The sequence below is a fragment of the Nonomuraea sp. NPDC049309 genome, assembly GCF_043196965.1.
GTDB lineage: Bacteria > Actinomycetota > Actinomycetes > Streptosporangiales > Streptosporangiaceae > Nonomuraea > Nonomuraea fastidiosa.
Map to the genome: position 1 here is coordinate 2,394,619 of NZ_JBICSH010000001.1, position 25,285 is coordinate 2,419,903.

The 25,285-nt window shown below is 70.5% G+C and carries 17 protein-coding genes; 4 read left to right on the forward strand and 13 right to left on the reverse strand.

All coding sequences use genetic code 11. The annotated features are described in order from the left end of the window. Positions 1 to 30: 30 nt before the first annotated feature. Positions 31 to 690, forward strand: a complete 660-nt coding sequence (locus ACGFIM_RS10670) for a TetR/AcrR family transcriptional regulator (RefSeq protein ID WP_393197872.1) — start codon at positions 31 to 33, stop codon at positions 688 to 690. Between the two features lie 2 nt (positions 691 to 692). Here the strand turns inward: ACGFIM_RS10670 and ACGFIM_RS10675 are convergent, their stop codons facing one another. From ACGFIM_RS10675 to ACGFIM_RS10685, 3 genes are all read right to left on the reverse strand, one after another. After that, entirely contained in the window at positions 693 to 2,396 is a 1,704-nt protein-coding gene (locus ACGFIM_RS10675; RefSeq protein WP_393197875.1) for an ABC transporter ATP-binding protein, read from the reverse strand. After that, the gene (locus tag ACGFIM_RS10680; protein ID WP_393197878.1) at positions 2,393 to 4,192 is read right to left on the reverse strand and encodes an ABC transporter ATP-binding protein; all 1,800 of its coding nucleotides are present in this window, start codon (positions 4,190 to 4,192) and stop codon (positions 2,393 to 2,395) included. The genes ACGFIM_RS10675 and ACGFIM_RS10680 overlap by 4 nt, the downstream gene beginning before the upstream one ends. 178 nt (positions 4,193 to 4,370) lie before the next feature. Next, positions 4,371 to 5,324: a helix-turn-helix domain-containing protein gene (locus tag ACGFIM_RS10685; protein ID WP_393197881.1), complete on the reverse strand. Its 954-nt coding sequence runs from the start codon at positions 5,322 to 5,324 to the stop codon at positions 4,371 to 4,373. A gap of 83 nt (positions 5,325 to 5,407) precedes the next feature. Here ACGFIM_RS10685 and ACGFIM_RS10690 point away from each other — a divergent pair, with 83 nt between their 5' ends. Next, a complete protein-coding gene (locus ACGFIM_RS10690) occupies positions 5,408 to 6,418 on the forward strand; it encodes a hypothetical protein (protein WP_393197884.1) in 1,011 nt (336 codons plus the stop codon). 146 nt (positions 6,419 to 6,564) lie between these two features. On the opposite strand, the gene ACGFIM_RS10695 is transcribed toward ACGFIM_RS10690, so the two are convergent. The 5 genes from ACGFIM_RS10695 to ACGFIM_RS10715 form a co-directional block, all read right to left on the reverse strand. Beyond that, complete coding sequence (locus ACGFIM_RS10695) at positions 6,565 to 6,912, reverse strand: hypothetical protein (protein ID WP_393197887.1); 348 nt, start codon at positions 6,910 to 6,912, stop codon at positions 6,565 to 6,567. Positions 6,913 to 7,073: 161 nt separating this feature from the next. Then, positions 7,074 to 9,851, reverse strand: a complete 2,778-nt coding sequence (locus ACGFIM_RS10700) for a P-loop NTPase fold protein (RefSeq protein ID WP_393197890.1) — start codon at positions 9,849 to 9,851, stop codon at positions 7,074 to 7,076. A 71-nt stretch (positions 9,852 to 9,922) separates the two neighbouring features. Then, positions 9,923 to 11,386, reverse strand: coding sequence for an MFS transporter (locus ACGFIM_RS10705; RefSeq protein WP_393197893.1), 1,464 nt, complete (start codon positions 11,384 to 11,386; stop codon positions 9,923 to 9,925). Between the two features lie 215 nt (positions 11,387 to 11,601). Beyond that, the gene (locus ACGFIM_RS10710) at positions 11,602 to 13,566 is read right to left on the reverse strand and encodes a tetratricopeptide repeat protein (RefSeq protein WP_393197896.1); all 1,965 of its coding nucleotides are present in this window, start codon (positions 13,564 to 13,566) and stop codon (positions 11,602 to 11,604) included. 199 nt (positions 13,567 to 13,765) lie between these two features. Then, positions 13,766 to 13,912 (reverse strand): hypothetical protein, encoded by a 147-nt coding sequence (locus ACGFIM_RS10715; RefSeq protein WP_393197899.1) that lies wholly within the window; start codon positions 13,910 to 13,912, stop codon positions 13,766 to 13,768. Positions 13,913 to 14,062: 150 nt separating this feature from the next. On the opposite strand from ACGFIM_RS10715, the gene fxsT reads away from it, so the two are divergent. Next, positions 14,063 to 16,600, forward strand: coding sequence for an FxSxx-COOH system tetratricopeptide repeat protein (gene fxsT / locus ACGFIM_RS10720; RefSeq protein ID WP_393197902.1), 2,538 nt, complete (start codon positions 14,063 to 14,065; stop codon positions 16,598 to 16,600). Here fxsT and ACGFIM_RS10725 read toward each other — a convergent pair. The 5 genes from ACGFIM_RS10725 to ACGFIM_RS10745 form a co-directional block, all read right to left on the reverse strand. Next, positions 16,590 to 18,005, reverse strand: coding sequence for an aKG-HExxH-type peptide beta-hydroxylase (locus ACGFIM_RS10725; protein ID WP_393197905.1), 1,416 nt, complete (start codon positions 18,003 to 18,005; stop codon positions 16,590 to 16,592). The genes fxsT and ACGFIM_RS10725 overlap by 11 nt on opposite strands. Positions 18,006 to 18,051: 46 nt before the next feature. Beyond that, positions 18,052 to 19,212: an FxsB family cyclophane-forming radical SAM/SPASM peptide maturase gene (locus ACGFIM_RS10730; protein WP_393197908.1), complete on the reverse strand. Its 1,161-nt coding sequence runs from the start codon at positions 19,210 to 19,212 to the stop codon at positions 18,052 to 18,054. Between the two features lie 380 nt (positions 19,213 to 19,592). Next, positions 19,593 to 20,015: a hypothetical protein gene (locus tag ACGFIM_RS10735; protein WP_393197911.1), complete on the reverse strand. Its 423-nt coding sequence runs from the start codon at positions 20,013 to 20,015 to the stop codon at positions 19,593 to 19,595. A 727-nt stretch (positions 20,016 to 20,742) separates the two neighbouring features. Then, positions 20,743 to 21,963, reverse strand: a complete 1,221-nt coding sequence (locus ACGFIM_RS10740) for a site-2 protease family protein (protein ID WP_393197913.1) — start codon at positions 21,961 to 21,963, stop codon at positions 20,743 to 20,745. Positions 21,964 to 22,223: 260 nt separating this feature from the next. Continuing rightward, positions 22,224 to 23,885, reverse strand: coding sequence for a cytochrome bc complex cytochrome b subunit (locus tag ACGFIM_RS10745; RefSeq protein ID WP_393197914.1), 1,662 nt, complete (start codon positions 23,883 to 23,885; stop codon positions 22,224 to 22,226). A 311-nt stretch (positions 23,886 to 24,196) separates the two neighbouring features. Here ACGFIM_RS10745 and ACGFIM_RS10750 point away from each other — a divergent pair, with 311 nt between their 5' ends. Continuing rightward, positions 24,197 to 25,015, forward strand: a complete 819-nt coding sequence (locus ACGFIM_RS10750) for a DUF817 domain-containing protein (protein ID WP_393197917.1) — start codon at positions 24,197 to 24,199, stop codon at positions 25,013 to 25,015. The last annotated feature ends 270 nt before the right edge of the window (positions 25,016 to 25,285 follow it).

The following is a 25,285-nucleotide window of genomic DNA, read 5'->3' on the forward strand; positions in this document are numbered from 1 at the left end:
CCCGCCCGGGCTGCCCGTAGGCTGGTGGCCATGGCACAGGAGCGTGCGAAGGGTGCAGGCCGCCCCCCGCGTCTCACCCTGGAGGCGATCCTGGAGGCGGCCGATCGCATCCTGCGTTCGGAGGGCCCGGACAAGCTGTCGATGCGCCGCCTCGCCCAGGAGCTGGGCAGCGCGCCGATGACGCTCTACTACCACGTACGCGACAAGGACGAGCTGCTGCTGCGCGTGATGGAGGAGCAGGCGCGCAGCATCCCCCGCCCCGAGCTGCCGAAGGACCCGCGCGAGCGGCTGATCGCGGTGGCTGCCATGCTGTACGAGCAGCTCTCCGAACGCCTGTGGATCGTCGAGGTGCTGGCGGGCGGCGACCTCATCGCGCCCTCGGCGCTGTGGTTCGTCGAGGAGATGATCGACGCCGCCGTCGAGTACGGCCACCCGCCGGAGCGCGCCCTGTTCATCTACCGCTCGATCTGGTTCTACATCGTCGGCGATCTCATGATCCGGGTGAAGGGCGCCCGGCGCCGGTCCAGCATCCCCTCGTACGAGGAGTCGGTCGTCGCCGGGCTGCGCGCGGGCACGCATCCGAGGCTGGCGTCGCTGGCCGACCGCTGGATCGAGCTGAACGCCCGCGACACCCACCGCGAAGGGCTGACCGCGATCATCGACGGGCTGCTGCGGGCCACCGCCCCCTGAGGTCACGCCGTCACCGACAGCTCCCAGAACCCCGCGTACCTGCCGCCGCGGCGCACCAGCTCCTCGTGCGTGCCCTCCTCCACGATGCGGCCGCCGTCGAGGAAGACCACGCGGTCGGCGCGGCGCACGGTGCGCATGCGGTGCGCGACCATCACCACGGTACGGCCCGCCATCAGCCGTTCGACGCCCTCGTGCACGGCGGCCTCGTTGACCGGGTCGAGCGCGGAGGTCACCTCGTCGAGCAGCACGATGGGGGCGTCCTTGAGCAGCGCCCGCGCGATCGCGACGCGCTGGCGCTCGCCGCCGGACAGCCGGGCGCCGCCCTCGCCGACCTTCGCCGCCCACCCGCCGGGCAGGCGTTCGACGACCTCGTCCAGCCGGGCGGCGCGGGCCGCGGCGCGCACCTCGGCGTCGGTGGCGCCGGGGCGGCCGAGCCTGACGTTCTCCTCGATGGTGCCGTCGAAGAGGTAGACGTCCTGGAAGACGATGGCGATGCGCGACATCAGGTCCTCGGTGGTGACGTCGCGGACGTCCACGCCGCCGATGCGCACGGCGCCCGCGTCCACGTCGTAGAAGCGGGCGAGCAGGTGCAGCAGCGTGCTCTTGCCCGCGCCCGACGGCCCCACCACGGCCAGCCGCTCGCCTTCGGCCACGGACAGCGAGACCCCGTCGAGGACGGTGCGGTCGCCGTGCCGGAAGGTGACGCCGTCGAGCCGCAGGTCGTGGCGGGCGGGCGGGACGGGCTCTGCGGGTTCGGGCAGCGGCTCGGTGTGCAGCACGGTGTCGAGCCGGTCCAGCTCGGCGCGGGCGCCGCGCAGCTTGCCGCCGATCTCCGCCAGCGACAGCAGCGGGTCGGCGCAGCGGGCCGCGAGCACCAGGATCGCCAGCACCTCGGCGGCGCCGATGCCGCCGCCGAGCGCGAGGTAGGCGCCCAGGGCCAGCAGCGCCGTGAACACCACCTGGACGGTGAGTGTCAGGCCCACGGCGGCGGGCAGCGTGGCGAGCAGGGTGGCGCGCGCGGCCCGCCGTACGTGCCGCAGCGCGTCGTCGAGCAGCGCGAACCGCTCCCCGCTCCGGCCGCCGGCCCGCAGCACCGGCTGGGCCTGGAGGTATTCGATGACCCGGTCGGTGGACTCCTTGTCGCGCTCGTGCCGGTCGGCGTCGGCGGCGGCCGTCGCGCGGGCGGAGTACGCCTGGACCCCCGCGACGGCGGGCGCGGCGACCAGCGCGGCCAGGCCCATCCGCCAGTCGAAGACGGACATCACGGCCACGATCGTCAGCGGCGTCACGACCGCCGAGACGAACGGCGCCAGCAGGTGCGCGGCCACCCCCATCGCCTGGAGCAGGCCGCGGCCCGCCATGACGGAGACCTCGCCGACCCGGCCGGTGTCGTACCAGCCGATGGGCAGCCTGGCCAGGTGGTCGCCGAGCCGGTAGTACATGCCGCGCAGCATCGTGGTGCCGACCCGCATGCCGGACAGGTCGGCGGCGTAGCGCAGCACGGCGTACCCGGCGACCGCCGCGCCGAAGCCCGCGAGCCACGGCACGGCCTGCTCCGGCGCGCCGCCGAACAGCTCGCGCAGGACCGGGACGAGCAGCGCGTACGACAGGCCCTCGGCGACGGCGGCCACCGCCATCAGGGCGAGGGTGCGGCGCATCGGGCGGGCGTGCCGGTCGCCGAGCACCCGCAGCAGCGTCCTGATCATCGTGCCTCCCCTTCGTTCCGTTCCGGGTCGTGGGCGCGCCAGAACGCGGCGAACCTGCCACCCCGCCGCAGCAGCTCGGCCGGGGCCCCCTGTTCGGTGATCACGCCGTCCTCCAGCAGGACGACGGTGTCGGCCCCGGCGACGGTCTCCTGGCGGTGTGCGATGACGAGGATCGTCCGGTCGCCGCCCAGGCTCGCGAGGGCGCGGCGTACGGCCTGCTCGGTCTGCGGGTCGGCGAACGAGGTGGCCTCGTCGAGCACGAGGACGGGCGTGTCGGCCAGCAGGGCGCGGGCGAGCGCGACGCGCTGGGCCTCGCCGCCCGACAGCCGTGCCTCCTCGCCGATGACGGTGTCGTAGCCGCGCGGCAGCTCCATGACGCGGTCGTGGATGCCGGCCAGCCGGGCGGCCCGCACGATGGCGTCGCGGTCGGCGTGCGGCACCGCGAGCGCGATGTTGTCGGCGACGGACGCGCGCAGCAGGCGTACGTCCTGGAAGACGAACGAGACGTGCCGGTAGAGCTCGCCGGCGGCGATGTCGCGCAGGTCGGCGCCGCCGAGCAGCACCGCGCCCGCCGCCGGGTCGAAGAACCGCGGCAGCAGCCGGACCAGGGTGGACTTCCCGCCGCCCGACGGCCCGACCACGGCGGTGGTGGTGCCCGGCTCCAGCACGAGGTCCACGCCGCGCAGCACCTCGCGGTCCGCCTCGTAGCCGAAGCGCACGCCGCGCAGCTCCACCCGGTGGCCGCTCGGCGTCGCCGGGCGTGCGGGCTCCGGCAGCGGGCGTACCGACAGCACCTCCTTGACGCGGCCGAGCGCGCGGCCCGCGGCGGTCACGTCGTCGAACCCGTGGCCGAGCGCCGCCACCGGCGCCGTCAGCCCCAGCCCCAGCAGCAGGAACGGCAGCAGGTCCGCCGGGGCCAGGCCGCCCGACGCGATGCGCACGGTCCCGCCGATCAGCACGACGAGCAGCACGAACGGCGGCGCCAGCACGAGCTGCATGGCCGCCGCGATCGGCGACATGCCGCGCACCCAGCGCAGGAAGGTGCCGGCGAAGTCGTCCACGGCGGCGATGAACGCCCGATGCGCCCGCTGCGACCCGCCGAACGCCTTCACCACCGCGATCCCCTGCACGAACTCGACCACCGAGTCCGCGATGCGCCCCATGGCGGCCTCGAACTCGCGCTGCTCGCGGATCCTGGCCGGCAGCATCATCAGCGGCACCAGCATGAGGGCGAGCGCGACGGGGATCAGCGTGATGAGCGTGAGCCGCCAGTCGACGGTGAGCAGGTAGACCAGCGAGGCCGCGGGCACCACGAACGCGGCGGTCAGCTCGGCGGGCGTGTGGGCGATGAGCGGGTGCACGGCGCTGACGTCGTCTCCGACCACCTTGGCCAGCTCGCCGGTGCGGCGGCGCGACAGCCACCCCATCGGCGCCCGCCCCAGCCGCTCGGCGAGCCGCCTGCGCAGCGCGAGCTGCACGTCGGCGTCGAGCAGGTGGCCGATGCCGGACGAGGCCGCGGTGCACACCAGCCGGACGAGCAGCCCGGCCGCGCCCGCGATCACCACCGTGCGGACGTGCCCGGCGTCGATCGGCCCCGGCGCGAGCAGCGTGCGGCCCAGCTCGGCGACGGCCAGCAGCGGCGCGAGGCCGGCGAGGGCCCCGGCGATCTGGAGGATCACCACGGCGGCGAAGCCCGGGAGGTGCGGGCGCAGCAGTCCGGCCGTGCCCGGGTCGGGCGCGGGGTCGCGGACGCGTCCGCGCCGCGCCGCCGCCGGTGCGGATTCGATGGCGGTCATCGCGTTCCCTTCTTTTTCGTACGCGTACGAATAAGGGTATGCGAGAAGGAGGCGAGGTGCGCGAGCCGATGTCCTGAACGGGGCCCGGGCGCAGGAGGGCGCGATGGAAGAGCCCGAGACGTGCCGCCCACAGCCGGGAACTCAGGGCAGGGGCGGAAAGCGCATCACAAGGCGCGGATCACCGGCGGCGGAAGGCGCGGCGGTAGGCCGCCGGCGCGATGCCGCGACGCGCGGCGAAGTGGTGCCGCAGGGTGTCCGCGCCGCCGAACCCGGCCCGCGCCGCCACCGCCTCCACGCTCAGCTCGGTGGTCTCCAGCAGCTCCTCGGCCAGGCGCAGCCGCTGCTCGAGCAGCCAGCGGTGCGGCGTGGTGCCGGTCAGCGCCTTGAACCGGCGGGCGAACGTACGCGGCGACATGGCGGCACGCGCGGCGAGCACGTCCACGGTGAGCGGCCGGTCGAGGTGCCGGATGATCCAGTCGAGCAGCTCCGCCGGCTCGTACGGGGTGCGCGGCGGCGGCATGGGCGACTCGACGTACTGCGCCTGCCCGCCGGCCCGATGCGCGGGCACCACGAGGCGCCTGGCCAGGGCGTTGGCCGTGGCGGCGCCGTGCTCCAGGCGGATGAGGTGCAGGCAGGCGTCGATCCCGGCGGCCGCTCCGGCGCTGCTGAGCACGGGGCCGTCGCAGACGTACAGGATGTCCGGCTCGACCCGGACGCGGGGGTGAGCGCGGGCGAGCAGGCCGGCGAACTGCCAGTGAGTGGTGGCCCTGCGGCCGTCGAGCAGCCCGGCGGCGGCCGCGAGGAACGCGCCGGTGCAGATGGTGAGCACGCGCGCGCCCCGTTCCGCCGCCGCGCGCAGGGCGGCGAGCAGCGGCTCCGGTACGGGCGCGTCGAGCGCGGGCCAGGCCGGCACGGTCACCAGGTCGGCGCGGGCGATCCGGTCGAGCCCGTGCTCGACCTGGACGGCGAAGCCGGAGGTGGTCGGCACCAGGCCCGGCTCGGGCGCGCAGACCGCGAAGTCGTACCCGGGCAGATCGTCGTCGGAGCGGTCGAGGCCGAACACCTGGCAGACGATCCCCAGCTCGAACGTGGCGGCCACGTCCCCGACCACGGCGACGACATCGCGAATCACGCTTGCGATTCTGGCAGGAAATTCCCGTATCTGGTCGTTCCTGCCACTCCCCCGCTTCCGCTGCCGCCCGCGACGCTGAGGGCATGACCATCACCACGCACCCGCGCTTCCCGCTGCCCGGACACGGCCGCCCGGCGGTCGCCGTGCCCGCTCCCGGCCCGGGACCGCAGCGCTGGGCCGGCGCACCGAGCGCCGCGCTCGACGACGACGGCACGTACGTGCTCGCCTACCGGGTACGCGACGGCGAGGACCACAACGTCGTGGCCCGCTCCGTGGACGGCGAACGCTTCACCACGGTCGCGCTGCTGCCGCGCGACCGCTTCCGCGCGGCCATGGTGGAGCGCCCCGCCCTGGTCCGCACGCCGTCGGGGCGCTGGCGGCTGTACGTCAGCTGCGCCACGCCGGGGACCAAACACTGGTGGATCGGCGTGCTCGACGCCGCATCGCCGGAGGGCCTGGCGACGGCCGGGGTGCGCACGGTGTTCGCGGGCGATTCCCGCACCGGGGTGAAGGACCCGGTGATCCGCCACAACGGCCGCACGTGGCAGGCGTGGCTGTGCTGCCATCCGCTGGACGTGCCGGGGGCCGAGGACCGCATGAGCACCGCGTACGCGACCAGCGACGACGGGCTGACCTGGCGGTGGCACGGCACCGTGCTGACCGGCCGCCCCGGCGCCTGGGACGCCCGCGGCGCCCGGCTGACCACAGTCCTGCCGGACGGCCGTGCATCCTACGACGGCCGCGCCTCGGCCGCGGAGAACTGGCGCGAACGCACCGGACTCGCCGCACCGGTCGGCGCCCCGCCGCCTTCGGCGGCCGCGGAACCGGCCCGCGGCGCGCCTGCTTCGGCGGACACAGAGCGGGCCGGCGGCGCGCCTGCTCCGGTGGACAGGGAGCGGGCCGGCGGCCCGCTCGCTTCGGTGGACACAGAGCCGGTCGGCGGCGCGCTGCTCGCCCCGGTGGGCACGGAGCCTGTGGCGGATGTGCGCTACCTGGAAGTGCTTCCCCTGCCCGAGGGCGGCCACCGCCTCTTCTACGAGGCCCGCCGCCCGGACGGCTCCCACGAGCTCCGCACGGAACTGGTGCCAGGCTGACCCGCACCCCGCGCAGCCGTGATCGCTTTCCGGAGAGCCGGTGCGACGGCCGCCCCCTGAGCCGGCGCGACGAGGCGGCTCAGGGGGCGGCATGCCGCTCCGGCCGCCATGAGACGGCCGGAGCGGTCACGCGGTGACGGAACGGACTACGGTGTCGTCTTGCAGTCCCGCGACACGACCGTGCCGTCCTCCTTACATATCGTGCAGACCTTCTTCGGGTTGACCGGATCGGGCGCCGTATCGCATTCCCTGAGTTTCGGCTTGGTCTGTTTCGGTTCGCAGTACTGGCGTTTCCAGCCGCCGCGCTTCCCCTTGCAGAAGTAGCATCTGCGACCGTTCTCGCCGGTCATCCACTTACACGGTGCCGCGCGCGACTCCGAGACGCCGGCGGCGGTACGGAAGCAGTCCGCGGTATCGGCGTTGACCTGAGACGACGCTGACGGGACGAGGGCGGCGGCCACCATGGCGGCGGTCGCGCATGCTGCTTTGAGCATGTGCTCCTCCCTTCCTCTACGCCCATGGTGACGAACGCTTACGGGAAGCCGTCAAGCGACCGCTGGGAGATTTTTCACACCGCCGCACCGGCCCCCTGGAATCGAAACATCGGGCGGCCCTGAAAATACACGTTCATGACGTACGGACGCGCGTTTCTCCGCTAATTCATGAATGTAGTGGGTGTGACGGCGGCCAGGTGCTCGCGAATCAGCGGATGCACGAAATGGTAGATCCCGTCACCGGCCGGGCAGAGAAGGCCCGCGTCGACGGCGGCGTCCAGGAAGGCCGGCACGTCGTACACGCCCGCGTCACGCAGCTTGGTCCGGACGTCGGTGCTCTCGCCCGACACCACGTGGCCACTCGCCGTAGTGGCTGCACGGCCGATCCCCCGCAGACCCAGTTCCGCAACATGCGGGTCGAAGTCGGCCGCGGCGATCGCGCGGGCGCCACGCTCGACGTACCAGGGCAGGAAGTCGGCGGGATCCCCAGGGAGGTCATCGATCCAGCGCTGGTCGGCGGTGAGGACGCCGAGCAGGAGCGGATGGCTCAACAGCTCGGAGGTCAGGCCGAGCAGCCGGTCGGGGTCGGCCTCGCGGGTGGTCAGCAGGCCCTCCAGCCGCCGCCGGGCCTCAGAGGGCGGGACCCCGAGCACGCGTACCGTCTCGAACCCATCAAGCTCCGCGTCCCGTCCGGTGAGCACGACGCCGCAAGGAGTGTTCCGCGCCCATTCCAGAAAGTCGGCACGTCGGGCGGAATCGAGTTCCTCGATGCCGTCCAGGATGAGCACGAGCGCGCCCCGCATGACCGCGGCGTGCGCGTGAGTGGCCGACAACCCGTACTCGGCGCCCAGGGCGCGCGTCACCCACTGCTGGGGCTGCGGTAGATGAGCGGGGAGCGCGCGGCACGTGAGCAGCACCGGCACCTGTGGGGCCCGCCGGGCGGCCAGCCTGCGGGCCAGCCGTGCCGCCAGCACGCTCTTGCCCGAGCCGAAGTCGCCCGACACGTACACCTTGGCAGGGCGCTCGGCCAAGAGGGCGTCCAAGGAGGCAAGCCCGGTACGCTCCGCACCCCGCACAAGCAGCACGGGCTCGAGCAGATCGTCCTCGTCGCCGGCGCGGGCGAGCAGGTCGGTGGCGAGGGCTTCGAGCGCGGTGCGCAGCTCCAGCTGCCGTTCAAACTCGGAAACGGGCGGCGACGGCTCCGCGGTGAGGTCGCTGGGCTGCGGCACCGGCGACTTGCTGACCAGGTCGATGTAGGCGAGTACGTCGTCAGGGACGCCGGACGGCGAGCGGCGCAGCTCCCTGACGACGTTCAGGGTCAGCTCGCTCAGACCGGCCGTGGCGTCATCCTGCCGCTGCGGCCTGTCGTCCGGACCGAACTCGACGCGCCGCAGCAGCGCTGGATCCGCCACCAGGCGGGCGTAGTCGTCCGGCGCACTGTCCCGCAGCAGCAGGACCGCTGCGAGCAAGGACACGTCGTACGGGTCCAGCCGCCGTTCCTTGGCCACCCGGTCCTGCAGGATCAGCACGTTGACGAAGCGCTTGATGGCCCTGGCGTTGCGCCGCAGCCCGCACCTGAGCATGTCGCCCGCGGGCCGGATCTCGTCGGTGAGCAGGCCGTCCAGATAGCGGGCGAAATCCTCCTCCGAGAGCCTCGGCATCTCGAAGGGGAACTGAATGATCTTGTCGAGGTAGTCACCGACCGGGTTGCGGTACTTCTCGCGTACGGCCTCGATCAGCGGCCCCTTCGCCAGGCCCAGCACGAACACGCAGTTGTCGCGGTCAAAGTGCAGCTTGAGCGCTTCGAGCAGGACGATGATGCGCTCGGGCTCGCAGCGGTCCAGGTCGTCGACGAACACGACCAGTCGCTGCTTGCCGCACGCCGCGAGCGCCTCATCGATGAGGTCGCGCATGTGCTCGTGCAGGCGGGTGCGCTCCGAGCGCAGGCGGAAGTGCTCGTTGTCGTAGTCCTCGACGGACTTGCGCACGTTGGACAGATCGACTTTGAGCGAGGCGGACAGGACGAGGGAGCCGAGCACGTCGGACACGGTCCGCAGGGTGCGGCGCACCTTGTCCCTGCGCGACAGACCGAGATCCTCGACGATGACGTGCAACAGGGGCAGGATCGGGTTCTCGTCGTACTGGTGCTGCCAGGGGTTGAACCAGACGTGCGCGCACTCGGGCGCGTTCTCCTGCAGCCAGTCACGCACCTGCTGCAGCATCGACGTCTTGCCGGTGCCCCACTCGCCGAACACGCCGATGACCATGGGCGGCGTGGCGTGGCGGGCCAGCTCGGCGAGTTGGCGTACGTACTCCGAGCGCCGCAGCGTGTCCACGCGGGCCGGCTCGTCGCTGTGGGTGAATCCCTTCGACGCGGCGGGGACGCGCGACAACGACCCGGCGTCCTTCGCCTTCATACGGGCCTCGTCATGGACCTTCTTACGGGGCCGCGCCGACCTGCGCCAGACCATGACCGCAACGAACGCGGCGAGCAGCAGCACACCACCGGTGACCGTCACCCATGGATACCGCTGCAGGAACGGCGGCGGCGGTGTCACTGCGACCCGCAGCCGATCAGTGCCCGCCGTGGAGATCAGCACGAGCTGACCGGTCCCGGCGTGCGGCCTGCGGCCCGCGATCATGGTGAGAGTGGCCGTACCTCCCGGTTCCAGCCGGACGCGGTTACCGCTCTTGAACGCCAGCGCGTCCGCGATTCTCCCGGCGATGCGGACCTCTGCCTCCAGAGACACCGTGCCCGGATTGACGACCACGATCGGCCAGCTTCCCTTGGTCAGCCGTTCCAGCGGGATCGAGAGCTGGTCCTGCTCGAGGAACTCCGGACCTGCGGCGGCCCCGGCAGCGGCGGACGGCAACACGAAAAAGGGGAGGAAGACGAGGGCGAGACACAGGCGCGGCAGCACGCGGCGTCCACTCGGCATGTCTCAATTGCAACTCTTCGTGCCGCGGCGCGCGCCTTTCGTGATCAATCGGTTATCGCCTGCGGTGCGGCCTACGCCGTGTGACGGGGCGCGGCCGGCTGTGTGGCTGTGTGTGGCGCGGCAGGTGGCGAGGCCGCCTGTGGGGCGGCTGGTGGCAGCGCTACTGCTGGCGGCGCGGGCGTTGCCGACTCGGGCTCCACGCCGCTCGAAGTCAGGGCGGTGCGCAGGGCAGGGACGAACGTCATGAGCACGGCCGCGGCGACCGTGGGCACCGCCAGGGCGGCCAGGGCGTAGACGGAGCCCGCGCATTGGACGAGCAGGCTCGCGAGCAGCGGCCCGATGGCGACGGCGCTGTGAGTGGCAAGGCGCGAGACCCCCACGACCCGCGCCACTCGGTCGGTGGGCACCTGGCTGAGCGCCCGCCGCATGGTGACGTTGCTCAGCCCGCCCGTCAACCCAATGAGGAGCAGGGAGACGGCGAACACCGGGGAAGACGCGAGAAACACCAACGGCAGCAGTAGCGCCACGGCGCACGACCACAGATGCGCCCGCATCGTCGACGGGCCTGGCACCCGTCTCCGCCACCACTCGATGTGCCAGTCCCCCCGGGATCGTTTGTAAGCCCGTGCGCCGAGCTGGCCCCAGATATCCCGCCTCTTGGGGAAGATGAGGGCTCCGACGACTCCGCCGATGCCGGACACCGCCAGGATCGTTCCCATCAGGAACGCGGGCAGGCCGTCGTCGGCCGCCTCGGCGAGGAAGATCATGATCAGGCCCTGGACCATGAGGTTGATGAAGGCGGTCACCAGGGTCGCCCACCGCAGGAACGGGTCCCTCCACAGCTCTACCACCCCGGCCCCGATCTGCCTCAGCAGCCTCTCCTTGCGCGGTACTGAAGCGGTGATGTCGGGCTCCCGTCGGCGCAGTATGAGGGCTGCGGAGAAGAACATGGCTGCGTTCGCGCCGAACGAGACGATCGGCGCGATGCCGAACAGCAACCCGCCCAAGGGCCGCCCGGTCAGCACCATGCTGTGTACCGAGCCCTCGTGCACGGCCAGCGCGCGCTCGACGTCGTCGGGCTTCACCGTGGTCGGGATGAGTGCGGTCTCCGCGACGGACGAGTGCGCTGAGAGTGTGCCTTCCACCAGCGCGATGGCCACGAGGTACTCGACGCGCATTTCCCCGGCGAGCAGCAGAAGGCAGAGGCCGGCGATGAGGACGCCGCGCAGCACCTCGCTCCAGAACATGACCCGCCGCGGTCCGAGCCAGTCGATGATCGCCCCGGCCGGGATGTGGGCGACCAGCGCGGGCACCGTGGAGGCGAACATCACCCAACCGATCCAGGCGGGCGAGTCGGTCAGTTCATAGCCGAGCAGCGGGTAGGTGACGCCTATCGTGCGGCTGCCCAGCATGGAGATCGTCGACCCGATCCAGGACCGCCTGAACTGGGGATGATCGGTAAGTAGTTCCTTGAAGCGCCGAATCTGCTCCGTGCCTGCCTCGGCTTGCGATGTTGGGACGTTGGAGCAGCGCAAAGATTCGGTGCTCCGACCATTACGCCGAGGCACGCTCAGAGAATATAGAGCACCAGAGCCACCGTCGGGCTGGAACCCACGATCTTGTAACACACTTGGCCGGGACCCGAGCAGCTCGTTGTCCTTGCGGGCTGCTTCCGACTGCGGCAAGACGCGTGCCCATCCTTCCTTGACGCGATCAAGCGCCCGGCCCGGCGGCGGCGCGCACCTCTTCGCTAGGACGCCATCAGCCGGTCGGCCTCCGCGGTGAGCTGGGGTGGCAATGGGCGGCGGCCGCGGCCGCTACGGGCGTCATGCGCCAGCCTGGCTGCCTCCTCATGCCGTCCGGCGGCGGCCATCACCCTCGCGGCGCGCAGCAGGGTCGTGGCGTCGTCCTTAGCACCGAGCGGCGGCACCGCTTCGACGGCCTGCCGCAGCTCGCCCTCGCGGGCCAGCGCCAGCGCGTACGCGGCCTGGGTGGAGGCGAGCTCGCGCGGCACCCGCTTGAGGTCGTCGAGCGCACGGGGGTCGGACAAGTCGGAGAGGATCTCGCCACGGGCCCGGAGCGCTTCAGGGGTGTCGTCGCCACCAGCTCGCAAGGCACCCTCGAGCATGTCCATGGCCCCGCTCTCCTGCCCCTGGTACCACAATGCCCAGGCGAGCTGGGTCTGGATGACCGGCTCCGGGCAGCGCCTGACCGCCGAACGCAGCTCACTGACAGCGGTGCGATAGGCGTTCTGGTCCATGAGGATCCGGCCGATGGCGGTGAGCAGGGTGGCCACGATCTGGTCGGTGCCGCGTAACGCGTCGAAAAGGCGGCTGGCCTCGCGGTAGTGGGCCAGCGCGGCGTCGAGGTCACCGTTCAAATAGGCCACGTCGCCGAGCAGCGACTCGGCCTGGGCGCGGGAACGGGGCAGCGAGGGGTCTCGCATCTCCTCCGTGACGAGCCACCGTACGAGATCGAACCAGCCTCGGTGCAGCGCAGATTCTGCGGCTGCCAGCCGGTCGGTCACATCCGACTCGGCCTCTGCCGGCCACGTGGACGGGGCGGCGGAGGCGGCGCGAAGGAACGGCCCGGCGAGCCTGGCGGGCACCTCGTAGCGGCCCTTGTCACCGAACCGCAGCAGATGACGGGCGACCAGGGCAGCGGCGATCCGTGGCGGAGGCTCTTCACGGTCGGGGCCCTCTGACTCGGCAAGAGGCCGGACGAGCGCAAGCAGGTGTTCAACGTCGCCGTCCAGGTGCTCGCGGGCTACCTCGCGTAGAATCCGGCGGCAGTGAGCGGCCAGGACGTCGTCGACGTCGGGCAGGTCATCATCGGTGATGGGACCATCGTCCCAGCGCACCGCCTCCCAGAGCGCGGCGCCAACAAGCTGGAGATGGAGCGGCTCGATGGCGGGGCCTGCCGGTTCCGCGCCGGTCCGCCGCGCGGACGGGTCAGGACTGTCCGGCCGCGATAGCTCAGGCAGGGAACCGGTCAGCGCGTCCACGAGCCGCTCAGCCGTTCCAGGAGCGAAGTTCCGGCCGGCGCCGTCGAGCGGCCTCCGGCACGCCTCCAGAGCCTCTTCACGCCTCAGCGGCTCCAGCTTGTACGATGCTCCTCGCGTGATGTGCGCCTTCAAGCCCTCGTGGCGGCGCAAGCACTCGGCGTACTCATCGCTCACCACCACGAGCAGATGCAACGGCAGATCGTCAGCGAGCACGTCGCCGAGCTGATCGAGGATACGGGCGTGGCCGCCAGGGCGATGGCGGACGTCGGTGAAAAGGTCCTCGGCGTGGTCGAGCACGGCAAGGATGGGGCGGCTGTAAGGGCTCCAATGGTGCCGCCGTAGGTAGGAGCGGACGGTGAGGCCGGCGAACCTGATCGGGTTTTCGTACGGAGACCAGGAGGCGAGCAGCGCTAAAACGTGCGGATCGCTGTCTTCGGGTAACACAGCGGCGGGCACGGCCGAGGGCCACCTCACCTGGCCGACCGGCAGCACATCGACGCGAGACGGGTCGAGGCGAGGCAACAGACCGGCGTGGACGAGCGAGGTCTTCCCTGCGCCCGGCGGCCCGTGCAGGATCGTGAGCCGGTGTGAAAGCCACGCTTTGGTGAGTTCGTCGATGTCGTGATCGCGGCCGAAGAATTTCGTCGCATCATCCCGACGGAAAGGCTGAGGGCCGACGAACGGGTGCGCGCCTCTGCCGCTGGAAGTCATCTGTTACTCCGCCGGTCTCTTAGAGGTTTTGTGCCGTCCACCCGCGCTTTCCGCACAGGCCGTGCTCGGCAGGTGGGGAAGACAAGCAAGTGTGCCCCACTTTACTCCGAGTGCTGTCGCCGCCGGCTGTGCCTTAGGGCACAGATCGCGGAAATTCCCGGCGAGTCTTCACTCGCCGGGGAGATGCCGCCTGCCTCGCTCAGATGGCCGACTGGAAGCCCGCCACCATGGCGCTGCTCTCCGTCAGGTGCTGCACCGCCCTGAACAGAGCGGGGTTGTGCAGCTTCCGGAGATCGTCCAGATCCACCTCACTGACATCGATGAGCCCCGTGTTCTCCTCGCCCACAAAATCCTCCTCGCGCCCATTTTCAGATGACCGAAATTGGCCTCGTCCCGTGCGAAGCTCCGATTGGGCCTCAATTCGATTCTCAAGGCACTTTTCGTGAGAATCAATCGTAGGATCGGTGACAAGGCGGATGGGAGGGTGAGAAATAACGTGAGCGAGCGGGTCGGAAGCCAGTCAGCGCCCAGGACGCCCCCGATCTGGGGCAAGCGCATCCCCGGGCGTAACAAACACTTCACCGGACGCGAGAACCTGCTTGAGGAGCTGCGGGCGAGCCTGGAGAGCAGCACCCAGACCGCCGTCGTGCCTCTCCCCCAGGCACTGCAAGGGCTCGGCGGCGTGGGCAAGACGCAGCTCGCCATCGAATACGCATGGCGCTACCGCGGCCACTACGACCTGGTGTGGTGGGTCCCTGCCGACCAGCCGATGCTGGTGCCCAGCACGCTGGCCGCGCTCACCAACGACCTCAAGCTGCCCTCGGCCAGCAGCACCGGCATCGAGGAGGCGGCCGCGGCCGTCCGCGATGCACTCCAGCGCGGCGACCCCATCGACCGATGGCTGCTCATCTTCGACAATGCCGACGAGCCTGAGGAGATCCGGGACTTCATCCCGCAGGGCGGCCCCGGCCACGTGATCATCACCTCGCGCAACAACCGGTGGAGCGGCGTGGCCGAGACCGTCTCCGTCGACGTTTTCTCTCAGGAGGAGAGCGTCGCCTTCCTGCGCAAGCGGCTGCAGCGCGAACTCGCGCAGAGCGAGGCGCAGCTCCTCGCGCACGAGCTGGGTGACCTCCCGCTCGCGCTCGAGCAGGCCGCCGCGCTGCAGGCGATGACCGGTATGTCCACCGAGGAGTACATCGAGCTGCTGAGGGAGCAGACCCGGGCACTGCTCGGGATGAACAAGTCCACCGAATACCCGCACTCGATGACGGCGGCCTGGCAGCTGTCGGTGATGGAGATCGAAAGCCGACTGCCCGCCGCCGCGGAGGTACTGCGCTGCCTGGCCTTCTTCGGCCCCGACCCGATCCCACGCGAGGTCTTCCGGCGCGGCAACAAGAGCGGCGCCCGGCGCATGGGCCCGATCCTGTCCGACCCGCTCACGCTCAACCAGGCATTCGCCGAGCTCAACCGGTTCGCGCTGGTGAAAATCGAGATGGAGGCCGGCACCGTCCAGGTACACCGGCTGGTCCAGGCCCTGCTGCGCGACTCGCTCAAGCCGGAGGAGCGTGATCAGATCCGCCACGAGGTGCACCAGCTCCTGGCCACCGGTTCCCCGAGCAATCCGGAGGACACCCAGTTCTGGGACTCCTACGCCGTGCTCATGCCGCACGTGCGGCCGTCAGGCGTGATCTCCTGCACCGATGAGAACGTGCAGCGCTTCGGCATCGACGTCATCCGCTATCTTTCCCAGACGGCCAACTACACCTCGGCAAGAAGCTTCGGCGAGGAGTTCCTGAAGAGCTGGACCGAGTCGGGTGATCCGACCAGCCGCAACGTGCTGATCATGCGCCGACACCTCGGCACCGTCCTCTGGCAGACCGGCGCCTATGACGAGTCGTACGCCATGAACGAGGAAACCCTCGATCTGATGCGTACTCACCTGGAACCTCACGACGAGGAAACGCTACGCCAGAGCCTGATCTACGCGGCGAACTTGCGCGCCCAGGGCAACTTCCATGAGGCGCACAACCAGGACAAGCAAGCGCTGGAGGCGCATAAGGCCAAGTTTGGAGAGTACGCTCCTCCGACGATGCGTGTGATCAACAACCTGGCGCTCGACCAGGCCCTGCTCACGCGCTACGACGATGCACTAGAGCTGCAGCAGCTCGCGTTCCTTGAGCAGAACAGCGCGAGCGAGGGCGTGAGCAAGGTAGAACTGCAGTTGAGCTGGAACGGCCTGGCCCGCGTGGCGCGGCTGGCCGGTGACCACGCCAGGGCCGTGGATCTGGGCGAAGAGGCATACGCCCACGGCATCCGCGAGCTGCAGGTCGAGCACGCGCTCACGCTCGCGACCGCGCGCGAACTGTCGATCGCCAGGCGCCGCAACGGCGACATCGAAGGCGCGCTGGAGCTCATCACGGAGACGCACGGCCGCCTCACGAAGCTGTACGGCGCCGACCACCCTGAGACGATGGCCGCCACGGTCGCGCTCAGCAACACATTACGCCAGGCCGGGGAGTCGCAAGAGGCCATGCGGCTGGCCCGCGACGTGCTCCCCCGCTACGAGCGCAGGTTCGGCCCCGATCACCCGTTCACATACGGCTGTGCAATCAATCTGGCGCTGCTCTACCGGCTGCGCGGCGACGCCCAACGGGCCAGAGAGATGGACGAGGACGCCCGTAAGGGGCTGCTCGCCAAGATCAGCCCCGACCACGCCTACAGTTTCAGCAGCGCCATCAACCTCGGCGACGACCTCGCCGCACTTGGCGACTACGAAGGCGCTCTCGCCCTCGATAAGGAGAACCTGGCACAGATCCAGGCCTTCTACGGCGACGAGAACCTGCTGTCGCTGGCCGCCGCCATCAACCTCTCGCTCGACCTGCGGGCACTTGGCAAGGTGACGCAGGCCGAGGAGCTGTATCAGGGCACACTCGCAGAGTATGAGCGGGTATTGCCACCCGGCCACCCCGAGCGGCTCTTCGCGGCCCAAGGCGAGCGGTTCAACTGGGACTTCGACCCGTTCAGCCTGTAAGCGCGGAATCCGCGCCGGTGTTGCGGGCCAGCCAGGCCGCACGGTGGGCTTCCGCCTCGCGCTGTGCCATCGCAAGCGCCTCGGCGGGCACCGGCTCATCCAGCCAAGGCTCCAGCGTGCGCCGCATGCGGGTGACGAAGCGCCGCCCGGTGGCGGTGAGCCGGCCGCTGTCGAGCAGCGTGCTGGTCACGTCGTACGCCGAGCGCCGCCAGCGCGCGAACTCGGCATGCGCCCTCACGTCTTGGTCGGCCTGGCGCTGCCTGCGCCAGAACCCGCTCACACCCAAGTAGGCGTACGCGCCTTGAAGCAAGCCGGACAGCGGGCGCGGGTCCGGCCGCCATGGCGCGTAGTAGCGGCCGCTATCGGGGTGCAGCAGGTGGACGACGTCCAGGACCGCACCGAGCTTGGCGTGCTGGACCTCGTGCGCGAACGTGGACGCCAGCCAGCACCCGTCGAGCGGGGTGGACATCGCGATCGTCCCGAACCTGTCGGCAGCCGACGCGCTGTCCAAGCCACCTTCCGGGCCCTTGATCGGGGTCAGGACGGAGACCATCAGCCGGGTTTCGTCCGCGATCGTCCAGTGGTTGGCGAGCAGCATGTCCCAGGCGGAAGACAGGTCTGCTTCCCACTTGCGGAACTCGTCCTCGCCGAGCCGACCGTCGATCACCGTCTCGGCCGGCCACCTGAAGGGGTCTAGGTCGTCCAGCAGCAGGACGAGGCCGGCACGTGTGCGAAGCTCGTGGATGCGCCGCCAGTGGGGCAGCTCAGATCCGTTAGGGCGCAGCCGCACTCCCTCGCACTCCACCAGCCCATCTGGGTGTACCCGCAGTTCGACGAGGTCGCCGTCGTGTCCCCCCGCACTCGCCGGCGGCAACACGATCTGGCCGAGCGACGGCAGCGTGATCACGCCGTCCGGTGCCGGCACCTCGACCCGGCAGGACAGTCCCGCCTTGAGTGCGGCTACCGCGGCGATCGCGCCGAGCTGCGCCGGTCCGGGCGAGTACGGGCCCGAAGTCCACGGCCGCACGCCTTCTGGCGGGGCGATGGCGAGCTTGGCTGAGGCGGCCTCCGGCGTGGCTGCCGGGGCGGCGGCGTCCGGCTCGTCCGGAGCCTGCCGGGGCGTCTCCTCATGGCGTGCGTCGGCGGCGATCAGCTCCCGTGCGGTGGCCTGGAGCCAGGCCCCCACTGCGGGCCGGTCGAACGCGCTCACCATGGCACCGGGCTGTTTCCGCTGGGCATCGGCGAGGATGCCGTACGCGTGCTCGGCCGCCTTGCTGTGCGGATGGCGCAGTTTGGCGGCCAATTCCAGCATCACCACCATCGTCATCCGGCGCCTGCTCTGCTCGGCGGATATCAGAGGCTTTGCCGCCTGCTTGCCGCCGCCACCGGCGGCAAGCTGGTCCAAGACCTCGTCAGAAAGCCGGAAAGGGCGTGGTTGCATGGGGATCCTTTCAGCGTGCGGCCCGGCGAAGATCGCCGGCGATGCGAGAGCGGATGTGCTCGATGAGGTGGTAGAGGTCGGCACAGTAGACCGACGGGTTGCGAAAACCGGTGCCCCGCCTATAGCGGTGCGGATAGAGACCGGCGCCGCACACCCGCCCGAACCGGCACGATTTGCAGGTGTCGCTCAATGCCTCCCAGCCGAGCTGCCTGGCCACCATGCCGGGGTGCCGCAGGGCGGCGTCGAAGGGGTGGTCCACGATGTTCAGGCCGGTCGCGGCGGCGCCCTGACCGACCGCTTTGAGCGAGTCGGTCTGCTCGATCGTGCCGTCGGTCTCCACGACCACCAGTGACGACGGGGTGAGCCCGACGGCCTCGCTTGCCGAGGCACCGCCGAGCAGCAGGTTGATGATCTCCTGGAAGAGTCGTACGACGGTGCGGCCGCTGTCGGCGTACCAGAGGTCGAAGACCTTGACAAGCCAGTCCCCGTACGGGGTGCCGGAGTCGGGGAAGCGGCCTGGGGGCGGGTTCTCCCAGGTGCCGTGCGGGATGAGGAAGTCGATCGTCGGCGGGTCGAAGCGCAGCAGCGATTCGTAGGTCTCCACGGGGTCGTTGGCGAGGTCGACCGTGCACAGCAGCCCGCTGTAGAGGTGCCGGAACGGCGGACTGCGCAGCAGGTCGAGCGCGGTGGCGACGGCGCCGTAGCTGCTGTTGCCGTTGGCGTAGCGGCGGTTGCGGTCATTGGCTTTGCGGCTGCCGTCGAGGCTCACTCCGACGCTGACGTCGAGGTCGCGGAAAGAGCGGAGGGTGTCCTCATCGAGTAGCACACCGTTGGTCTGCACGGCAGCCTCAACGCGAATATGCGGCCCCGCAGCCGCCCGGACGGTCTCGACGATCTTGCGTAAGTAGGTGTTCCCGGCGAGCAGTGGTTCGCCGCCGTGCAGGATCAGGCGTACAGAGGTGAGCCCGTGTGCGGTGGCGTGTTCGGCGATGCGTTCCGCGGCAGCGGTGACGAGTTCCGGGGCCATGACTTTGGGCTGCGACCGCCAGCTTTGGTCCGCGAGAGTGTAGACGTAGCAGTAGTCACAAGCCAGATTGCAGCGACTGTGCACTTTCAGGAGGAATTGCCGGAAGGGGCGGGGGCGCCATCCGTTGTCCAGCAATTTGGTCACGTCGAGAGTGTCGGGCCACTCTCGCGGCGGATCCTCCCCCAGGTAGGTCAACGTGGAAACACCCCGCACCGCCGGAAATATCCGAGTGAATCACGATGCTAGCCGAGTCATGCCAAATTGTGGAGAACCGCGAAGGTGACAGGCATGATCGGCCGTCGATTTTCGGTCGGTCATTCGTTGAGCGGCGACCGGCCATTTCGCCGGAGGCAGCTTTCGCCGAGCGGGATGATGCGGGCCCGATGGTCTTTCGTCCGGTGCCGCGACAGGGCCGCGGTGCGGGCGGCTGGTGCGGGTCCGTGCGGGCCGTCCCGTCCGGAGCCCCGCAGAACCCACCACTCACACCGCGACCCTGTCGCTTCCGTAGGAGAACCGGTCGCGCATTAGCGCAGCTCGTTCGGCCACCACCAGCGGCCGTCGTTCCTCACCGGCTCGTTCTCGACCTCTTCCTCCGGCAGCTCCACGTTCGGCTGCTCGACCTCCTGCGCCTGCACCTTCTGGGTGCGGTGGTGGCGCAGCTCGTGGCGGCGGTTCTTGTTGTGGTTGCGGTTGTGGATGATCACCCGGATCCGCGGCAGGTGGAACCGCGGGTTGTGGAGAACGGGCTTCTCCTTGGCCACGTGGCGGACCTTGGTGACGTGGCGCACCGGCGCCGCCGGAGCGGGCGGGCCACCGGCCTGAACGGTGTGGTAGCCCGCGCTGGCGGAGGCCACACCCTGGGCCAGCGGAAGGAAGATGACGCTGGAAGCGGCGGCGGCCACGGCCAGCATCGCGTACCGTCCGCGGCGGGACATGTTGGTATTCACTGCACTCGTTTCCTTGCCTGGATAAATCGGCCAGAATCCGGCACCCGCACTTTTGTCGGGACACCTAGACGCAAGCAGACGTACCCATGCAGATGTTCTCAGTTACCTCCTTAAACCCAAACAACCCGTCAAAACCCACAGATTGCATTCAATAACACGACGCTCACCGGCCTCCGGGCTGAGGTTTCCGGAGCGAGAGCGATGAGCTGCCAGGTCCTGCAGGGGCGACGGTTCCGGTACGGGCGATGTCCCGGCAGGAGCCAGAGCGCGCATCGGACAGGGCAGAGCGCTGGGCGGACACATGCGCGCGCGACAGGCCTGGGAGCGGGCCGGACAGAGCGAGAGCCGTAGAGCCGACACATCCGCGCGCGACAAGCCTGAGAGCGGATCGGACAGGGCAGAGCGAGAGCCGTGGGGCCGTACACATGCGCGGGCGGCAGGCCTGGGGACGCGCCGGGTGGGGCGATGCGGAGTTGTGGTTGCGGACGCCGTGCCGCGTGGGGCGGGCCCATGTCCGCGCGTCAGGCCCGCAGGCTTAGGGCAGGCGCCAAGAGGCGGCCCCGGGATGAAACCAGGCGCCAAGGCGGCCCCGGGGTAAAAGGCCGGCGCCAGAGCGGCCCCAGGGTGAAAAGCCGGCGCCAGAGCGGCCCCAGGGCGGAAGGCCGGCCTCAAGCGTGAGGCAGGCGGTGGCTGGGGGCCGATGGGGGCCGCCCTGGCGGGAGCGTGGTCAGGTGGCGTCGTGGGGGTGGTGGATGCGGCCGGGTTCCTCCCGGCGCTGGTGCGGCACGGCGACGTCCGCGCCGCGCGGCCCCAAGGGGTCCGTGGCGCGCAGGCCGGCCGTGGCGACCACGCGGCTGACGTCGCTGGGCGTGATGAGGCCGATGAGGCGGCCGGCGGGGTCGAGGACGACGGCCCGGCCGTCCGCGCTGCCGCCCATGTGCTGGAGCAGGTCGGTGAGCGGCTCGTCAGGACGGGCTGTGGGCACCTGATCCGCCGGGCAGGCGATGTCGCTCAGCCGCGTGACGGCGCGGTCCTGGGGCAGGACCTCGCGGATGCGGTTGAGCGTGACGAGCCCGGTGAAGACGCCGTGCCCGTCGACCAGCGGGTACGTGGACAGCCGGTGCCGCAGCACGACCCGGTCGATGAGCCCGGCGACGGTCTCGTCGGGGTGTGCGGTGATGGGGTCGCCGGACATCACCTCGGCCACGCGCATCCCGTAGAGGGCGTGGCCGAGCTGGGTCTGCTGCTCCTCGGCGGTGGCGGCGTTCACCAGGAACAGGCCGATGAGGACCAGCCAGAGCCCCTGGAACCCGAGCCCGGTGAGCACCTGGACGAAGCCGAGGGCGATGAGCAGGTACCCGAAGCCGCGGCCGGCGCGGGCGGCGGCGACGGCGGCCCGGGTACGGTCGCCCCAGCGCGCCCAGAGCGCGGCCCGCAGCACGCGCCCGCCGTCGAGCGGCGCGGCGGGGATGAGGTTGAAGATGGCGAGCAGGATGTTGACGGCGGCGAGGTACCAGAAGATGCCGGCCAGCAGCGGCGTCCCGAGAGCCGCGTCGGCGAAGAGCGCGATGGCCCCGGACACCACACCGACCACCAGGCTCGTCAGCGGCCCGACGACCGCGATCTTCAGGTCGGCGCCGGGAGTGCGCGGCTCGCCGCGCAGTTCGGCGACGCCGCCGAGCAGCCACAGGGTGATCTGCGCGACGTCGATGCCGTGGCGGCGTGCGGTGACCGCGTGCGCCAGCTCGTGGGCGAGCAACGAGGCGAGGAACAGCACGGCCGCGACCAGCCCGGCCAGCAGGTAGACCGCCGGAGATCGCCCGGGGAAGAAGGCCGGGAACCGTCCGAAGGCCAGCCCGGCGACCAGGATGACGACGATGACCAGCACGCTGATGTTGAGCCCGACCTGGACGCCGGCGATGCGGCCAAGAGGAATCGAGGAGCGCATCTTTCCTCCCGCGGAATGGCTATCGCCGTCCCTTACCCCCAGGGTAGAAAAGGTCACCTGCGCTTCGCAGGGGCGCCGCCACCGCCTCTGCCCGCCCGGCCGACCCGCGCTCCACAGGGGCGCGACACGGCCCGGCCACCCCACATCACCTGCGCTCCGCAGGGGGCGCGGCCCCATCACCCCGTCGGGCGGACCCGCGCCCTCCGCCGGTGGCGCGCCTAGTGCTGGGCAGGCCGGTCCTGGCCGCCGGCCTGGCGCGGCTAGTGATCGGGCGGGCCGGTCCTGGCGGTCGGCGGGGTGTCGCGGCCTTCGACATCGGTGCCGTGCCCGTAACCGTCTCCGTGGCCGTCGCCGCTGACGAGCCGGATCTTCTCGCCTCCGTACGCGCGGCTCATCTTGATCCTGAGCTTGCCGAGCGGCCCGCGCGCGGCCTTGGGCGGCACGCCGTCGCCGTCCGGCTCCGACGGCAGCATCGGGACGGGCTTCTTGCCGAGGACGTGCGCCTCGATGTCCTCGGACGGCGGCGAGTGGACCTCGATGTACTCGCCGTGCGGCAGGCGCTTGATGACGCCCGACTCGACGCCGTGCGCCACGACGGCGGCGTCCGAGCGCTGCAGCCCGAGGCAGATCCGGTACGTGATCCAGTAGGCCAGCGCGGGCCCGATGAAGATGAGCGCGCGGCCGGCGTACGTCGTCCAGTTGAGGCTGATGTGGAAATGGCTGGCGATGACGTCGTTGGCGCCGAGCAGCCACAGCACCCCGTAGAAGGTGATGGCGGAGATGCCGATCGCGGTGCGGTGCGGGTTGTTGCGGGGCCGGTCGGCGATGTGGTGCTCGCGCTTGTCGCCGGTGACCCACCGTTCCAGGAACGGGAAGAGCACGAGCCCCGTCATGATCAGCCCGAGCGGCACGAGGGCCGGGATGAGCACGCTGAGCGGCAGCGTCCCTCCTGCGGTGCCGAACAGGTTGATCTCCCACGGCGGCATGAGCCGCAGCGAGCCTTCGAGGAAGCCCATGTACCAGTCGGGCTGGGAGCCAGCGGAGATGTCGGCCGGCGAGTACGGCCCGAACAGCCAGATCGGGTTGATCTGTGCGAACGTCGCGAGCCCGCACAGCACCGCGAGCGTGAACAGCAGGTAAGCACCCGATTTGCCCATGAACGCGGGGTACAGCGGCGCGCCGACCACGTTGTGCTCGGTACGTCCCTTGCCCGGCATCTGGGTGTGCTTCTGCACCCACATCAGGACGAGGTGGGCGGTGATGAGCGCGAGCAGGATGCCCGGGATGAGCAGGATGTGCAGCGCGTAGAAGCGCTCGATCACGGTCGTGCCGGGATACTCCCCGTTGAAGAGGAAGAACGACAGGTACGTGCCGATCAGCGGGATCGACTGCAGCACGCCCTGCGTGATCCGCAGACCCGCGCCGGACAGCAGGTCGTCGGGCAGCGAGTAGCCGGTCAGGCCCTCGAACAGCGAGAGCGTGAACAGGCCGATGCCGATGAGCCAGTTCAGCTCGCGCGGCTTGCGGTAGGCGCCGGTGAAGAACACCCGCAGCATGTGCACGACCAGGCTGGCCACGAACAGCAGGGCCGCCCAGTGGTGGATCTGCCGCACCAGCAGGCCGCCGCGCACCTCGAAGCTGATCTCCAGCGCGGACGCGTACGCCTCGGACATCTCCACGCCGAGCAGCGGCGCGTACGGGCCGTCGTAGATGACGTCGCCCATGCTGGGGCGGAACCAGAAGGTGAGGAACGTGCCGGTCAGCAGCAGGATGATGAACGTGTAGAGCGCGATCTCGCCCAGCAGGAACGACCAGTGGTCCGGGAAGATCTTGCGCATATTGCGCTTGAGGAAGCCGGCCAGGCCGAGACGGTCGTCCAGGAACTTGCTCGGCCCGCTGATGAACTTCGGCGGTGTCTCCATCGATGGCCTCCCCCATGAGCCGCGGCCCCGGCACCGGCGGGACGATCTCCGCCCCCGCGATCGCCTGCCCCACGCTGGAACCTCCGGGGCGACTGGTTAGGCGGCTGCCCCCGATCGGCCCCGGAAAAACACAAGCACCAGCAAGGACTTCTCCGAACGAGCCTCGGCACCGCTCCGGCCGGCACTCTCGGCACGGGTGTGGGAGACGGGTGTACGACCGAGCACGAGGCGCGCCGGCCGGTGGCGACCCTGCACCGATATTTCACACAATCTCATGAACTCGGATGGGTTGGCGGCCATCGGATACAGGCGTGAGGTTCTTCGTCACCCAGCTGTTCCGTTTCGCCTGGGCCGAGGCGCGGGCGTGCACGTTCGCGGTCGCCATGTTCGCGGGCCTTGCCGTCTCGTCGGTGGTGCCGCTGCCGATCCCGCGGTACGACGCGCTGCTGCTGTACGCCATCGCGGTGACCGTCCTGCTGCGCCTGACCGGCTGGGAGACCGGCGCGGAAACGGCCGTGATCGCCGCCTTCCACCTGGTGGGGCTGGCGTTCGAGCTGTTCAAGGTGCGGATCGGCTCGTGGAGCTACCCCGAGGACGCCTACACCAAGATCGGCGGCGTGCCGCTGTACAGCGGTTTCCTGTACGCGGCCGTGGGCAGCTACGTCTGCTCGGCCTGGCGGATCTTCGAGCTGCGGCTGGTGAACTACCGTACGGTGCCGACGACCCTGGTGGCCCTGGCCATCTACGTGAACTTCGTCAGCCAGCACTTCTCGATCGACCTGCGCATCCCGCTGGCCGCCGCGCTGCTGCTCGTCACGTGGGGGACGGTGGTGCACTTCACGGTGGGCGATCACCGGTACCAGATGCCGCTGGCGCTGTCGCTCGCGCTCATCGGGTTCTTCCTGTGGGTGGCGGAGAACATCGCGACCTTCCTGGGCGCCTGGCAGTACCCGCACCAGCAGGACACCTGGCACCTGGTGCACCCGGCGAAGTTCGGGGCGTGGGCGCTGCTGGTCAGCGTCACGTTCGTGATGGTCGCCTCGTGGCAGGCGACCCGGGGGCGGCTGCACCTGCCCGCCGCGGTCCGCGTGCGGGGGTGGGCGGCGCCGGTGCGCCGGGTACCCTCGTAAGAGCGCGAGCCGTTCCGCCGTCCCGTACGCGCGACCGTCCGCTCCGCACGCAAAGCACGCAAAGTCCGCAGCATCCGTACGCAACGTACGCGAAGTCCGCGAAACCGTCCCCGTCATGAAGATCACTGTTTGCTCCATGACGCGAACCGTTCCGCGAGCCCGCCGGCGGCCGCGCACCCGCCGGCCCGGCGCCGTCCATCCGCGCGTCATGTGCGTGCGGTATGTTGAGCGGGTTCTTCCGGATGCCACCGTAGGCGTGGCCCCAGGGCG